Here is a 15,154-nt window from a genome sequence, read left to right as displayed (position 1 = left end):
TGTTCGAAAAATATAGCGGCACGGGTTGATTGCCGCCGACGAGCTCGGACATGGTATTTCGATCGACAAGAACTCCCGCGTGCTTGATCTGCGGGCAAATCCGCACCGGGCTTGACGCCGTCGGTGCTCTGACTGCTGGTTGGTTCGGGGAACCGCCGCGGTACCGGTCCCCCAGGGGCAGGCGAGAAGCGTCGCAAGCGATCGTTTCGAGTCTGGCGTAATCCCGTCGTCCGAGCGAGCAAGAGCAGCCATTGCGGGGCCTCGTGAAATCCGCGGAAGGGATGGCGTGCTGCACGAGCAGGCACGCCATCCATCGCCTCAAGCGGCGTCGATCGCCTGGGCAAGATCGGCGATGAGGTCGTCCGGATGCTCGATGCCGATGGACAGGCGGACATAGCCTGGCGTCACACCGGTCGCCAATTGATCATTGGCGGAGAGTTGAGAATGGGTGGTCGTCGAGGGATGGATCGCCAGCGACCGCGCATCGCCGATATTCGCGATATGGTAAAAGAGCTGCAGCGCATCGATGAAGCGCCGGCCCGCCTCGCGACCGCCCTTGAGTTCGAAACCGACCAGCGCTCCATAGGAGCCGGGCCTCAGGTATTTCGCTGCTCGTTCCCCGGCCAAGCCGGTCTGGAATTTCGGGAAGACGACGTTCGAAACCTCCGGATGAGACTGCAGGTATTCAGCAATTCTGATGGCATTGTCGTTGTGCTGGCGCAGCCGCAGGGGAAGCGTCTCCAGGCCCTGGATGAGCTGGAAGGCATTCTGGGGGCTGATCGCGGCGCCGATGTCACGCAGAAGCACGGCCCTGGCGCGCAGAATGTAAGGGTGGAAGGCGATCGCTTCCGCTTTCTCGATCCAGGTCTTGTCCTGGTAGCTCGGGTCTGGCTCGTTGAGGTTCGGGTGCCGCTCCTTGAGCTCGGCCCAGGGAAAGTTGCCGCCATCGACGATAGCACCGCCGATCGAGGTTCCATGGCCGCCGATATATTTAGTCGCCGAATAGACGACGACGGCGGCGCCATGATCGAGTGGCCGAATGATCAGCGGTGCGGCGGTGTTGTCGACGATCAGCGGAATCCCGAATTTGCGGCCGATGGCCGCCACTTCGGCGATAGGGAAGACCTCGAGCTTCGGATTGGGCAGGGATTCGGCGTAGTAGGCCCGGGTGCGATCATCGGTGGCGCGGGCAAAGGCTTCCGGATCAGAGGCATCGACAAAGCGGGTCTCGACGCCGAAGTTCTTGAGCGTCGCGGCGAAGAGCGCCCAGGTGCCGCCATAAAGGCCGGCGGCGCTGACGATATTGTCGCCAGCGCGGGCGACATTGAGAATCGCGAAGGCGGACGCGGCCTGGCCCGAGGAAAGCGCCAGCGCGGCCGCGCCGCCCTCGAGTTCGGCGAGCCGCTGTTCGAAGGCGTCCTGGGTCGGATTCGACACGCGGGTGTAGAGGTGACCGGCGGCCTCCAGCGCGAAGAGCTTGTCGGCGCCTTCCGTCCCGGGAAGCTGGTAGGAGGTGGTCTGATAGATCGGAACCGCCACCGCGCCCGTAGCGGGGTCGAAGCGGAAGCTGCCGCCGTGCAATGCCTGGGTTTCCGGATGACGGCTCTTGTAGGTCGAGGTGCCAGGAGTCGCCTGCGCTGTCGCGGACTCAACGAGAGATTCTGTCGACTGCTGAATGGTCATTGCTTCCTCCGTGTGGTGGGACTAGCGAAGGCGCGGGCGCGCGCCGGATTGAATCAGGGCGAGGACGAGGAGAGCGGCGGCGGCCCAGAGCACCTCGGGTGCATACCAGCGGATTTCGAAGACGTGCGAGTTCGTACAAAGCGCCTGAGCCAGTCGGCAGAGATCGGTGTCGGCCGCGAGGCATGTTGCCGCCTGGGCGGAGCTGATGTAGCCGCTGGCGACGACGTTGCCGAAAACCAGCCACCACCAGCCGAGGCTAAGGACGAGGAGAACACCGGCAAAGCTCGCCATGGCGACTGCCAGTTTCACATTAGACGTCATTGGCGACTCCGAGGCGCTGCAGAAGCGTCTGGCGCAGGCGGACGAGATCGGCGTCGTCCCGCCGGCGCGGATGTGGCTTGTCGACCGCCACTTCTGCGACAATGCGCGCCGGCCGGTCCGAAAAGACGATGACCCGATCGGCAAGGAGCAGCGCTTCTTCGACATCATGGGTAACGAGAAGGGCGGTGAAGCCGGCGGCACGCCAGAGCTGGATCAATTCCTGCTGCATGCTGAGACGCGTCAGCGAATCGAGCTTGCCGAACGGCTCGTCGAGGAGCAGCAGTTTCGGATCGTTGACCAGGGCCCGGGCGATCGCCACGCGCTGCGCCATTCCGCCGGAAAGCTGGTAGGGATAGGCATCCGCGAAGGTCTCGAGCCTGACGAGCTTCAACATCTCGTCGACGCGATGCGATTGCTCTCTGAGGACGCCCCTGGCGTCGAGCCCGGCGGCGATGTTCTTCCTGACCGTCAGCCAGGGAAACAGGGTCGCCTCCTGAAAGACGAGGATGCGGTCGGGGTCCGGCTTGTCGATGATCCTGCCGTCTTCCTTGAGCGTGCCGGTACTCGGGCTTTCCAGGCCCGCCGCCAGACGCAGCAAGGTAGACTTGCCGCAGCCGGAGGGGCCGAGCAGCGCAACGAACTCGCCGGGTTCGAGGGTGATCGAGACATTGTCGAGCACCTGGAGGTGACGATCGGCAAGATCGTAGCCATGGCTGACGCCGTCGATCGCCAGACTGAGATTACGGCCCCAACCGGGACTGTGATGGATCGAGACCGCCATCAGATGATGCCTTTCTGCCAGCCGAGTAGCCGCTCGCGAAGGATGAAGAGCAGGCGCACCAGTCCGGCGCAGATCAGCGCGATGATGACGAGCGCTGCGTATACATTTGCGTAGGCCGAATAAGCGGTGTTGAACTGGAGGTACCAGCCGAGACCGAACTTGGCGCCGAGCATTTCCGCGACGACGAGCACGGCGAAGGAATAGTAGAGACCCATGAACAGGCCGACGAAAACATTCGGCAGGGAAGCCGGGATCGCCACCTTGAAGACGAGGTAGCGATTGTCGGCGCCGAGCGTGCGGGCGACGTCATAGTAGGCGCGATTGACCTGGCCGACCCCGGCCGCCGTCAGGATCGCGACCGGAATTCCCGAGGCGAGCGCCACGAGGAAGATCGAGGCATGGAACGTACTCGGGAAGATGAAGAAGGTGCAGGGGATCCAGGCGCTGGCAGGCACCGGACCGATCAGTTTCAGGATCGGCATGCCCCAGTAGGCGAAGCGCTTGGACCAGCCGAGAGCAACGCCAGCAACGAAACCGATGGCGACGCCGGAAAAGAAGCCGAGCCCCCACAGACGTGCCGTATAGGCGATGCAGAGGAGAAGCCGTTCCCAATCGGTGACATAGACGTGGAGCAGCCCCTGCGGCGGAGAAAAGAATGGCTTCGGCAGCCAGCCGAGTTTGGCGGTCACGAGTTCCCAGACGGCGAACCACAGGCCGATGGCAATGAGCCACGGGCCGTAGTGCACCAGAGTGCTTACCCGCCTGCCGAGGTAGGGAACGGTGACGGAGAGAATTAGAAGGAGGAGAGCGCCGAGGCCGATCACGACGGCGAACAGATTGGTCGCGCCCCAGGAAATCACATCCGGCAAGGCACAGGTGATCGCCGCGGCGGCGCCCCACGTGGCGGCGGCGAACAGGCCATCCCGCCAGAGGGCAGAGTTCCGGAGCCCGCTTGCTGCGGAAACCGCGCCGAAATCCGTCTGAACGACCTCGCTCATCGCAGCCTCACGCGAAGATGTCGATGGTGATGCGGTTGGCGATCTCCTCCGGATTGGTCGATGCATCGGCGACCCCGGTGAGCTTCAGGTCCTCGTAACCCACACGCACCTCCTTCACGAGGTCCTTGCCGAACCAATGCTCGTGATAGGTGAAGGACGCGAGCACTTCCGTCAGGTCATCGAGCGGCAATCCCGGTTTCAGCGTGTCGAAATACCACTTCGCCACCTCGTCCGGGTGCTTCGCGGTATATTGATGGATCTCGAGATTGGCGGCGGCGACCCGCTTGATCGCGTCCTTGTTGGCTTCGTAGTAGTCGCCGTTGACGCCCAGCACGCAGCAGACGCGATCCTGAAACGTGCCGGTCTGGGTGTCGGCGATCTTCACGAAGCCGTGCTTCTTCTCGTAGGAATAGGCCCAGGGGTCCATGTGCGCGACCGCGTCGGCCTCGCCTTTCAGGACACCTTCAGCGACGAGGTCGAAGGGAAAGACTTTCCAGGTGACATCGTTGTTCGGATCGAGGCCGGCTTTGGCCAGCGCTACGGAAAAGGCGACGCGCGAAGGCGACATCACGTCGAAGGTGCCAATCGTTTTGCCCCTCAAGTCGGTGAGCGTCTTGATGCCGGAATCGGGCTTGACCAGAACGCGCTGGCAGCCGCCGTGCGAGCCGGCGAAGAGCTTCACGTCGAAGCCTTGCTCGATCGGCTTTAGCCAGTCATAGAGAAGACCCGGCCCGGCCTCGGCTTTGCGGGTCGCGAGCGCCTGAATGAGCGTCTGGCCGCTGGCGCCCTGATAGAAGAGTTCAACGTCGAGGCCGTGCTTGGCATAGATGCCCTTGGCGAGACCGAAGCCCACCGGAGAGTGGCAGGCCGCCACTTCGGTCCATTCCAGCTTGATCGGAACAAGATTGCCGGCAATGGCGTAGCTCGTGGTGCGCCCGGCGACAGCGCCGATCGCCGCCGCCGCGCCCCCGATGCCGACGGTCTTGAGCAACGTGCGGCGCGATGTTCCATTGCCGGATGCATTCTGTTGCAGCGTATCATCTGTCATGGCCTGTCCCCTGAATACGTGTTCGACAACAGGATAAGACGTTAATATGTTATCTATAGATTTAATGGATTAAAGTAAGGCGAGCCTGGGAAATATTCTTCCTCCCGCTGTTGCCACGCGGGCAGACTTTGCTCCTCCCCCGAAGGCGGGGAGGGGCAAACCATTATTTGGCCGACTGGCGGGCGAGTTGTTCCGGGGTCCCGTCTCGGCGACATCCCAAGGGCATGTTCCGGTTACCCCAAGGCGCATGTCCCTGCACGCACGTGATGCGGGAGACGGATGCCATAATCGGCGTTCTCGACAGAGGACGAACGGCAGAAAAAACTTCCGCTATTTAGTACATTAAAAAGATAGATTGACTGGAATACCATTGCCGACCTGCGATGCTGAAGCCGAACGACATCTCGGCCGAACCGGACGGAGCCTTCCGATGAGCAAGACCATTCGCTTCAATGCCTTCGACATGAACTGCGTTGGCCATCAGTCACCCGGACTATGGGCGCATCCGCGCGATAGATCCTACAAATACAAGGATCTTGACTATTGGCAGGATCTCGCCCGAACGCTCGAGCGCGGCGTCTTCGACGGCATCTTCATCGCTGACGTGATCGGCTATTACGACGTCTACAAGGGCAACAACTATCATGCCATCCACCAGGCGGCACAGATTCCGGTCAACGACCCGCTGCAGCTCGCTGCGCCGATCGCGCTGGCGACCGAGCATCTCGGCATCGGCATCACCGCCTCGATTTCCTTCGAGCATCCCTACACATTCGCGAGACGCCTCTCGACGGCCGATCACCATACGAAGGGGCGGGTTGGCTGGAACATCGTCACCTCCTATCTCGAAAGCGGCGCGAAGAATGTCGGGCAGGGCGGCTTGCGCAAGCATGACGACCGCTACGCCGTCGCCCACGAATACCTAGAGGTCATCTACAAACTTCTCGAAGGCTCCTGGGAGGATGGTGCCGTGGCCCGCGACCGGAAAGCCCGCGTCTTCACCTATCCGGAAAAGGTTCACGAGATCGGCCACCGCGGCAACTATTTCGAGGTGCCGGGCTATCACCTCTCAGAGCCCTCACCACAGCGAACCCCCGTCCTCTACCAGGCCGGCGCCTCGGGACCCGGCAAGAAGTTTGCGGCGGAACACGCTGAATGCGTGTTCGTCGCGGCGCAGACGAAGACGATCCTGCGCAACTATGTCGCCGACATCCGGGCGAGGGCTGCGGCGGCCGGCCGTTCGCCCGACAGCTTCAAGATCTACAATCTCTTGACGGTCATCGTCGATGAGACCGACAAGAAGGCGCGGGCGAAGTTCCGCGACTATCTCGACTATGTCTCCTATGACGGCTCGCTGGTCTTCATGTCCGGCTGGACCGGCATCGATTTCTCGCGCTACGAGCCGGATGATCTCGTGCGCAAGGTCGAGACGAACGCCATTCACTCGGCAGTCGAAAGCCTGTCCGAAGGCGATCCCAACAAGCGCTGGACGATTCGGGAACTCGCCAAATGGGGCGGAGTCGGCGGCATGGGGCCGGTCGTTGTCGGCTCTGCGTCGACAGTCGCCGACGAACTCGAGCAGTGGGTCGAGGAGACCGGCGTCGACGGCTTCAATCTAGCCTACGCGGTGACGCCCGAAACCTTCGAGGACATTGTCGGCCATCTCGTCCCCGAATTGCAGAAGCGCGGGGTCTATCCGCGCGAATACCGTCCTGGCACGCTGCGTGAAAAACTCTTCGGCCGCGGCCCCCGCCTCGAGGCGCCGCATCCCGGCGCCCGCTACCGCGACATCGAAGCCGTCAAACGCAGCGAAGCGCTGCTTGCCACCGGCAGCTAATCTTCTTTTTAGGGAGCATGGACATGGGTACTCTTCCCGACGCGCAAATCGACTATTCCGTCCACCCTCGTGTCAATTCGACCGATCCGGTGGCACCACGTTCAAAACCGGCGAAGCCGGCCCACATCATCAAGAGCGATGCCGAGGCCATCGAAATCGCGCTAAGGCTGGCGGAAAAATTCAAGGCCGGAGCGGCGCTCCGCGACCGCGAGGGCCTGCTGCCGATTGCCGAGCTCGATGAATATTCCGAGAGCGGCCTCTGGAGCATTAACGTCCCGAAGGCTTTTGGTGGTCCGGAGGTCTCTTATGCAACGCTCGCCCGGGTGATCGCGACGATCGCCGCCGCCGATCCGGCGATCGCCCAGATCACTCAGAATCATCTCGCCATCGTGGCAACAGTGGACCTTGACGGAACCGAGGAACAGAAAAAGCTGTTCTTCTCCTGGGCACTTCAGGGCATCCGCTACGGCAATGCCTTTTCCGAACTGAAGAGCAAGAACGTCGCGGCCTTCGAGACCAAGGTCGTCTTCGACGGCGAGGACGTGGTCGTCAACGGTGAGAAGTTCTACACGACCGGCGCATTGCTCGCCCACGTCGTGCCGATCGTGGGGGTCGACGAGAACGGGCAGGGCTACCTGGTCTTCGCCGATCGGGACGCTCCCGGCCTGACGGTCACCAACAACTGGTCGAGCTTTGGCCAGCGCACGACCGCCTCGGGCTCGGTAAAGATCGAAAACGTCCGCGTGCCACGCGCCCGCGCGCTCCATGTCACCTCCTTCGACCATCCGACGGTCGGCGGCCCGGTTTCGCAGATCATCCAGTCGGCGATCGACGCTGGCATTGCGCGCGGCGCCATCGAGGACACGATCGCATTCGTCAAGAACCACAGCCGTCCCTGGATCGACAGCGGCAAGGAGACGGCGGGTGAGGACCTGTTCACGATCGCGGCCGTCGGCGACCTGAAGATCAAACTGCACGCCGCGGAGGCGCTGCTCGAGATCGCCGGCCATAGCATCGACGCGGCAAAAACGAACCCGACGCTCGAGACAGTCTCCGAGGCGACGATCAAGACCGGGGAATCCAAGGTGCTCACAACCGAAATCGCCATTCTCGCGACCAACAAGCTGTTCGAGCTTGCCGGCACGCGCTCGACCCTCGCTGAGCACAATCTCGACCGGCACTGGCGCAATGCGCGCGTCCATACGCTGCACGATCCCGTGCGCTGGAAGTTTTATCACGTCGGCAACTACTACCTGAACGGCGTGCATCCGCCGCGTCACGCCTGGAATTGAGGCGGGGAAGCGATGAGCCACAACGACCGCAGACTGCACCGGGAGGCGGCACTCGTCGCCGGCCGCCCCGCGCCCCATATCCCGCCGCGCCGGGTAGAGGCGCACCGCATCAAGGACGACGGCGAGGCGATCGCCGTCGCACGCGAGCTCGCGCGCGAGTTTGCGATCGGCGCCGCCGAGCGCGATCGGGAGCGGCGTCTGCCGATCGCGGAGATCGAGCGTTTCTCGCAATCGGGTCTTTGGGCGATCACCGTTCCGAAGGCCTATGGGGGCGCCGGCGTTTCCTCCGTCACGCTCGCCGAGGTCACGGCGATCATTTCCGCCGCCGATTCGAGCATCGGACAGATCCCCCAGAACCACTATTACATGGTGGAGGCGCTAAGACTTGCCGGTAGCGAGGAGCAGAAGGCACATCTCTTCGGGCGCATTCTCGACGGAGACCGCCTCGGCAACGCATTCACCGAGATCAGCACGAAGACGCCGGTCGATTTCAAGACGAGTTTTCGCGAACGAGACGGAAAGCTGCTGCTCAACGGCCAGAAATTCTACTCAACCGGTTCGCTCTTTGCCCACATCGTCGTCGCCGTGGCAAAGGACGAGCACGACCGGGTGCATCTCGTCTTCATCGATCGGGCAACCCCAGGCCTTGATCTCGTCGACGACTGGAGCTCGTTCGGCCAGCGGTCGACCGGAAGCGGCACAGTCACCTTCGACGATGTCGAGATAACGCCCTTCCAGATCGTCGATCACGACGGCGTTTTCGAGCGGCCGACGCCGATGGGACCCTTTGCACAGATCATTCACTCGGCAGTGCAGGTCGGGATCGCCCGCGGCGCCCTTGCGGAAACGATCTCCTATGTGCGGGCGCATGCCCGGCCTTTCTTCGAGCTCTCGATTGAGTACGGATACGAGGACCCGCACACGATCCATGCGGTTGGCGACGTCTCGATCCGGGTGCATGCGGCCGACGCGCTACTCGCCCGCGCCGGCCGGCTCCTCGACACGGCAACGGAAAATCCGACAGGAGATACGGTTGCGGCCGCATCGATCGCCGTCGCGGAGGTCAAGGCACTCGGAACGGAAGTCGCCCAGCTTGCCGCAACGAAGTTGATCGAACTCGGCGGCGCGCGCTCGACGCTCGAGAGCCACGGCCTCGACCGCTTCTGGCGCAATGCGCGCACCCATTCGCTGCACGATCCGGTTCGGTGGAAGTACCATCATATCGGCAACTATTACCTGAACGGATCGCTGCCGCCGCGGCATGGCGCGATCTGACCTTAAGGCGCCGCCTCTTCTTTGCCGGCGCGGATTTTCGTCCGCGTCCGGTCTGCGCATAGCCGCTATCAACCGCCATATTCGATGATCTCAAGCCCGGCATTGTAGTCAGTGGCGTAGATCAGGCCATTGGTGTCGACGAAGACATCCGCCGACTGAATGACTTTCGGTCGGCCGGGGCGGCGGTCGATCATCGCTGTCGGCCCGGCGGGAACGAGCGCGCCGGTCTCGACCGGACGATAGGGATCGGAAATGTCGAAGGCGCGGATGCCGGCATTCTGCCAGGTGGCGAAGACCAGCGTTTCCGAGACGAAGGAGCCGGGCCGGTTCTCATGCAGGTTATGGGGTCCGAAATGGCCGCCCTTCTTCGCATAGTCGATCTCGTTGGGAATTGGGAAGGTCGAGATGCTGATCGGATTCTCGGGCACGCGGATGTCGAAGACCCAGACGTGCTTGCGGCCGTCCTCCTCGCTGTCGAGGACCGCTTCGTCGGCCACCAGCAGGAGATCGCGCCCGGGCAGGGGCAGCGGCGAGTGGGTGCCGCCTCCATAGGGCGGGCACCAATTGTGATGCTTGATGAGCTTCGGGGCGGCGTGATCGGTGATGTCGAGCAGGGTCAGGCCGCCATCGCGCCAGCAGGCATAGGCCGTGTTGCCGTGGACAAGTGCGTGGTGCAGCGCATAGCGCCTGCCGTCTCCCCACGTCGGTTGTTCGCCGGCGGCGCGGTTCATCCCCGGCAGCCACCACTGCCCGACGAGGAGCGGTTTTGTCGGATCTTCCATGTCAATGGTGACGAAGATATAGTCGCTGAAGCCGTCGAGGAGCGCGGAGGCATAGGCATAGCGGCCACCGACATACCAGAGCCTATGGAAGCCGACGCCCTCGACATCGAGCTGGCCGATCTTTCGCGGCATGTGCAGCATGGAAATGTCATAGACAGTCATGCCGGCGGTCCAGGCCCGGTCATACTTCTTCGCCGCGACGGCGTCGCCGACCGAGCGGGTATAGTAGGCCTTTTCGCCGGTGAAGGTATCGACGTCGGCGAAGAGGTCGAGCGCATTGATGACGAGCAGCAGGTCGTCATGGGTCTGAAGATGGATGTTCCAGGTATTGGCCGGCGCCTGGATGTAGTTGATCGTCTTCGGGTTCGATGGGTCGCGAACATCGACAATGGAGTAGCCCTGCGACCAGGGATGAGCGACATAGGCATGGCCGCGATGGACCATCAACTGGAGACCATCGCCGCGCCCGCCGATATCGCTATGGCCGATTAGCTTCATATTGCGCGCGAAATCCGGGGGGGCAAGGTCAGGGCGAGGCATCAGAGAACTCAAATGCGGGAAGGGGGAAGACGTGGAGCCGGAGCGCCGTTCTCGCTCCGGCCGACTTGCTCATTTTGCTGAAGCCCAAGGCGCCAGCCATCGTTCGAAGGCACGAGCGGCAAATTCGAGGAGTATGGCGATCAGCGCTATCACCGCGATGCCGGCGATCACCACGTCGGTCACGAGGAACTGCGCCGCCGACTGGATCATGAAGCCGAGCCCTCGCGTGGCGGCCACGAGTTCCGCGGCAACGAGCGTCGACCAGCCGGTGCCGAGAGCGATGCGTATCCCGGTCAGGATAGAGGGAAGCGCGGAAGGCAGGATGACATGGAGCGTCACCTGGCGCTTCGTTGCGCCGAAGGCACGCGCGGCGTTGATGTGGTCCTTCGGCACGGAGCGGACGCCCGCCGCCGTCGAGATGATGATCGACGGCAGCATCGAGAGCGCGATCACGGCCACCTTGGAGGCCTCGCCGATGCCGAACCAGATGATGATCAGCGGCAGGTAGGCCAGGGGCGGAAGCGGCCTCAGGAACTCGACGATCGGATCGAGAATGCCACGGCCGATCCGGCTCGTGCCGATCGCAAGCCCGGCGGGAACGCCGAACAGCACGGAAACGGCAAGCCCGCCGAGCACGCGACCGAGGCTTGCGAGCACATGCTCCGGCAGGGTCGAGTCGACGAAGCCGACGATGACGAGGTTCCAAAGCGAAATGGCGACGACAGCCGGGGAGGGGAGAAAGACCGGTGAAACGAGCTCGGCCGATGCGGCCACCGCCCAAATCAGCACGAGGCCGACCACCGTCAGAAGCGAGACCAAGGAGATCGGCAGCTGTCTACGCCGGGCGAGCGCTTGCGCCGGTTCGTCCGTCTTCGCATCGCGGCTGTGGCGATAGGTCTCGGGTAGGTCGGTCGCGATCGTCATGCGGCAAATTCCTCCGGGGTGTCGGTGTGGATGAGACCGGTCAGACCGTCATGCATGCGCTTGAAGGCCGGCGATGCGCGAACCTCGGTTGCCGGCGCCCCGGCAAGGATTTCCGCAGCAAAGCTGCTTTTGATATCGGCCGCCAGCCGGCCGGGATTGGAGGACAGGACGACGATCCGCGTCGCAAGGACTAGCGCCTCGTCGATGCTGTGGGTGATCAGGAGGGCGCCGGCATGGCTCTTCGCCCAGACCTCCAGGAGGAAGGTCTGCATCCTGCTGCGGGTCAGCGCGTCAAGGGCACCGAGCGGCTCGTCGAGCAGCAGGAAGCGGGGTTTGGCGGCGAGCGCACGGGCAATGCCGACGCGCTGACGCATGCCGCCGGAAAGCTCCCAGATGCGGCGGTTTCCGGCGGTGGCGAGGCCCACGAGATCGAGGAGCTCGTCGGCCCGGGCGCGCCGATCGCGCTCGCCGACGCTCCGGAGTTTCAAGGGAAATGCGACATTGTCGCGGGCGTCGAGCCATGGGTAAAGCGCGTCGTCCTGAAAGACCACGGCGCGCTCGGCGCCTGGCCTCTCCATGATCTTGCCGTCGAGCGTCACGCTTCCTTCAGTCGGCGCCTGAAAGCCTGCGGCGAGATTGAGGAGGCTCGTCTTGCCGGAACCCGACCGGCCGATGACCACGACGAACTCACCCGTCGATACGGAAAGATCGATGCGGTCCAGCACCAGGTGTGGCGCACTTTGGCGGTCGCGGGGCGGATAGACGAGGCTCACCTCGGTGAATGACAGTTGGCTCATGGCTCCTCCTCGAAAAGATGGCGACGCGGCCTCACCGTGGACGGCCGCGTCGCAGAGCTCTGCTTCGGATCTCAGAACGAAAGCTTGGCGGCTTCCTTTACCCAGCGCGGGGAGACATGGGCTCCGTAATCGGGCAGGACGGCAGGGATCTTGCCCTGTTCCTTGAGGAAGGCCGCCGTTGCAGCAACGGCCTCGACCGTACCACCGCCGAGGAGATCGGCGCCGGCCTGCTCTTCGAGCGTCGGGAAGGTGTAGCCCTTGAGAAGCGCCGGAACCTCCTCTTGCTTGGCGCCGGTCAGCCGGGCAATCTTCTCCGCCTCGGGCGATGTGGCATTCCAGGCGTCCGGATTGGCGCGGTAGGCGGCCGTAGCGTCGCCGGTCACCTTGACGAAGGCCGCGACGACGTCCGGATGGGCGTCGGCGAACGTCTTGCTGACGATCCAGGCGTCGAAGGTCGGGCCGCCCCAATTGCCGACGTCGGCGGATGTCGCCAGCACGGTGCCGGTTTTCTTAATCTCGGCGAGCACCGGATCCCAGACGTAGGCGCCGTCGATGTCGCCGCGCGACCAGGCGGCCGCGATCTCCGGCGGCCGCAGGTTTAGGATCTCCACGGACTTCGGATCGATGTTCCAGTGCTGGAGGGCCGTCAGCAGACTGTAATGGGCGGTCGAGACGAAGGGCGTCGCGATCTTCTTGCCGGCGAGTTGTTCGGGCTTGTCGATACCGCGCACGGCAAGCGCCTCGGCCTCGCTGATTAGGCCGACAATCGCGATGGTCTCGATCGGCAGTTCGCGGCTGGCAGCGGCCGCAAGCGGCGAAGAGCCGACGTAACCGATGTCCAGGGAGCCGGATGCGATCGCGGCGATGACATCGGCGCCGCCATCGAATTTCTGCCAGTTGATCTTGGCGCCTGTAACTTTCTCATAGGTGCCGTTCGCCTGTGGGACCCGCGACGGTTCCACGATCGGCTGATAGCCGATGTTGAGCGTCACCTCGGCCGAGAAGGCAGCGGATGTTGGAATTGCGGCGGCTAGCATTGCGCCTGCGGCCAGTGCCGCGAAAGTTCTGCGATGGATTTTCATTTCCCTCTCCTGAAGTGTCGTGGCAAACGCCAACTTCATTTAAGATGACTTAGTCCATCTATTTAGTAGAGATAAATTAATCTCAATTTGATCGAACGCGTGCGACATCTTTCCGTCGAAGGCTCGGCATGCGACGTTTGGATTGCGCCGCGGCTCGCTGGAGGTGGAAGAATAGCCTCATTTTCCCTGCGGTCAGCAGATCGCTAGCTTCCCCGGCTGCGCGTGCCCGGTTCGGCCGGTGCACTGCGGGAGTGCAGAATGGGAAAGTCCGAGCCCGTTGAGTGTATCGATCGTTGGCGGCCGCAACACTCGTCTCATCTGATCATCTGAGTTCGAGGGCGGCAACACCGGCCAAGATGTCGAACCTCGCGGGGTGGAAGGACGCCTTCGCGCCTCCTATCCCGGACTGAGGGATAATCTCCACAAAGGCAAGCACTTTGGAATAATTTTTCTAGTAAAACTATTGATTATATATTGATATGTCGCTGCAGTTTAATCAGGCTCTTGTGGACGAGTACCTCGGCATCCTGGCGAAGAGCAGACGATCACCGGTCTGTGCGGCCGAAGGCCAGCTGAAACGAGGCGCCTTGAAAGGATCAGACCATGACCACGACAGACAAGCCTCTTGATTTCCTTTGGTTCATTCCGTCCTCCGGTGATGGATCCTATCTCGGATCCGATGACCTCAGCCGCCCTTCCGATCCTGGCTATTTCCGCGAGATTGCGTCGGCCGTCGATCGCCTCGGATATTCCGGCGTGCTCATCCCGACGGGGGTGGCCTGCGAGGAATCCTTCATTCTTGCCGCCAATCTCGCGGCATTCACGGAGAAGCTGAAGTTCCTGGTGGCGGTCCGCCCAGGTATCGCTTCGCCCGCCTATTACGCGCGACTGGCCTCGACGCTCGACCGCGTCTCGAACGGGCGCCTTCTGCTCAACATCGTTGCGGGCGGAAGTGCTCAGGAGCTCGCCGGCGACGGCGTCTTCCTGCCCCATGACGAGCGTTATGCGCATGCCGACGAGTTTTTCCAGGTCTTCAACCAGCTCCTTGAGACCGGCAAGAGCCAGCTCGATGGCAAATATATAAAGGCGTATAACGCACAGCTCGGGTTCCCGCCGGTTCAGGAGCCGCGCCCGCCGCTCTATTTCGGCGGATCGTCCGATGCAGCTATCGAGTTTTCGGCAGGTATCGTCGACAAGTACCTGACTTGGGGCGAGACGCCGGACCAGGTTGCGGAAAAAATCGCTAAGGTCCGCAAATTTGCTGCTGACAAGGGCCGTCAGGTGACCTTCGGCATCCGCTTGCACTTCATTGTGCGCGAGACCGACGAAGAGGCGTGGGCCGCCGCCGACCGGCTGATCTCCAAGCTCTCCGACGAGACGGTCGCCGCAGCGCAAGAGGGATTTGCGAAGAATTCCGATTCCGTCGGGCAGGCCCGCATGGTGGCGCTCCATGGCGGTCGACGCGACAAGCTCGAGGTGGCGCCGAACCTCTGGGCCGGTATCGGGCTCGTTCGCTCAGGCGCGGGGACTGCACTTGTCGGCTCGCCGAAGACCGTGGCCGCACGCCTCAAGGAGTATCAGGATCTCGGTATCGATACCGTCATCGCCTCCGGCTACCCGCATCTCGAGGAAGCCTATCGGGTCTCCGAACTGCTCTTCCCGGAAATTGGCCTTGGCGGTCCGCGCAACCAGATCCGCTCGTCCTTCGGTGGGCGCCAGGTATTCGGCGGCGGCGGACACGGCGGCAATCTAAGGGTGGTGGCGGGTTCCTAGATTCCCCTGCTCTGAAGGTTA

General features: G+C 62.8%; 13 protein-coding genes. 4 read left to right on the top strand and 9 right to left on the bottom strand.

Translation table 11 applies throughout. The features are described 5' to 3' along the window. Positions 1-318: 318 nt before the first annotated feature. From RB548_RS30290 to RB548_RS30270, 5 genes are read right to left on the bottom strand one after another with little or no spacing between them, the layout of a single operon-like run. A complete protein-coding gene (locus RB548_RS30290; RefSeq protein ID WP_331376071.1) occupies positions 319-1,683 on the bottom strand; it encodes an O-acetylhomoserine aminocarboxypropyltransferase/cysteine synthase family protein in 1,365 nt (454 codons plus the stop codon). A gap of 21 nt (positions 1,684-1,704) precedes the next feature. Beyond that, positions 1,705-2,004: a hypothetical protein gene (locus tag RB548_RS30285; protein WP_331376070.1), complete on the bottom strand. Its 300-nt coding sequence runs from the start codon at positions 2,002-2,004 to the stop codon at positions 1,705-1,707. Continuing rightward, on the bottom strand, positions 1,994-2,785 hold the full coding sequence (locus tag RB548_RS30280; RefSeq protein WP_331376069.1) for an ABC transporter ATP-binding protein: 792 nt from the start codon (positions 2,783-2,785) through the stop codon (positions 1,994-1,996). Before RB548_RS30280 ends, RB548_RS30285 begins: the two co-directional genes overlap by 11 nt. Next, positions 2,785-3,783, bottom strand: a complete 999-nt coding sequence (locus RB548_RS30275; RefSeq protein ID WP_331376068.1) for an ABC transporter permease — start codon at positions 3,781-3,783, stop codon at positions 2,785-2,787. Before RB548_RS30275 ends, RB548_RS30280 begins: the two co-directional genes overlap by 1 nt. Positions 3,784-3,790: 7 nt before the next feature. Next, positions 3,791-4,831, bottom strand: coding sequence for an ABC transporter substrate-binding protein (locus tag RB548_RS30270; RefSeq protein ID WP_331376067.1), 1,041 nt, complete (start codon positions 4,829-4,831; stop codon positions 3,791-3,793). Between the two features lie 430 nt (positions 4,832-5,261). On the opposite strand from RB548_RS30270, the gene RB548_RS30265 reads away from it, so the two are divergent. From RB548_RS30265 to RB548_RS30255, 3 genes are read left to right on the top strand one after another with little or no spacing between them, the layout of a single operon-like run. Beyond that, a complete protein-coding gene (locus RB548_RS30265) occupies positions 5,262-6,668 on the top strand; it encodes an LLM class flavin-dependent oxidoreductase (RefSeq protein ID WP_331376066.1) in 1,407 nt (468 codons plus the stop codon). Between the two features lie 23 nt (positions 6,669-6,691). Next, complete coding sequence (locus RB548_RS30260) at positions 6,692-7,960, top strand: SfnB family sulfur acquisition oxidoreductase (RefSeq protein ID WP_331376065.1); 1,269 nt, start codon at positions 6,692-6,694, stop codon at positions 7,958-7,960. Positions 7,961-7,972: 12 nt separating this feature from the next. Continuing rightward, complete coding sequence (locus RB548_RS30255; protein ID WP_331376064.1) at positions 7,973-9,235, top strand: SfnB family sulfur acquisition oxidoreductase; 1,263 nt, start codon at positions 7,973-7,975, stop codon at positions 9,233-9,235. A 68-nt stretch (positions 9,236-9,303) separates the two neighbouring features. On the opposite strand, the gene RB548_RS30250 is transcribed toward RB548_RS30255, so the two are convergent. The 4 genes from RB548_RS30250 to tauA form a co-directional block, all read right to left on the bottom strand. After that, positions 9,304-10,557: an LVIVD repeat-containing protein gene (locus RB548_RS30250; protein WP_331376063.1), complete on the bottom strand. Its 1,254-nt coding sequence runs from the start codon at positions 10,555-10,557 to the stop codon at positions 9,304-9,306. 69 nt (positions 10,558-10,626) lie between these two features. Further along, on the bottom strand, positions 10,627-11,481 hold the full coding sequence (locus RB548_RS30245) for an ABC transporter permease subunit (RefSeq protein WP_331376062.1): 855 nt from the start codon (positions 11,479-11,481) through the stop codon (positions 10,627-10,629). Beyond that, positions 11,478-12,278 carry a taurine ABC transporter ATP-binding protein gene (locus tag RB548_RS30240; protein ID WP_331376061.1) on the bottom strand — a complete coding sequence of 267 codons (801 nt, stop codon included), beginning with the start codon at positions 12,276-12,278 and terminating at the stop codon, positions 11,478-11,480. The genes RB548_RS30245 and RB548_RS30240 overlap by 4 nt, the downstream gene beginning before the upstream one ends. Before the next feature lie 71 nt (positions 12,279-12,349). Further along, positions 12,350-13,360, bottom strand: a complete 1,011-nt coding sequence (gene tauA, locus RB548_RS30235; protein ID WP_331376060.1) for a taurine ABC transporter substrate-binding protein — start codon at positions 13,358-13,360, stop codon at positions 12,350-12,352. A gap of 603 nt (positions 13,361-13,963) precedes the next feature. Between tauA and ssuD the strand changes: the two genes are divergently transcribed. Further along, positions 13,964-15,133, top strand: coding sequence for an FMNH2-dependent alkanesulfonate monooxygenase (gene ssuD, locus RB548_RS30230; RefSeq protein WP_331376059.1), 1,170 nt, complete (start codon positions 13,964-13,966; stop codon positions 15,131-15,133). Positions 15,134-15,154: the final 21 nt, after the last annotated feature.

The sequence above is a fragment of the Sinorhizobium chiapasense genome (genome assembly GCF_036488675.1).
GTDB classification, from domain to species: domain Bacteria; phylum Pseudomonadota; class Alphaproteobacteria; order Rhizobiales; family Rhizobiaceae; genus Sinorhizobium; species Sinorhizobium chiapasense.
Note: the sequence above shows the minus strand (reverse complement) of the source record. Positions and strands in the feature narration are given on the sequence as shown.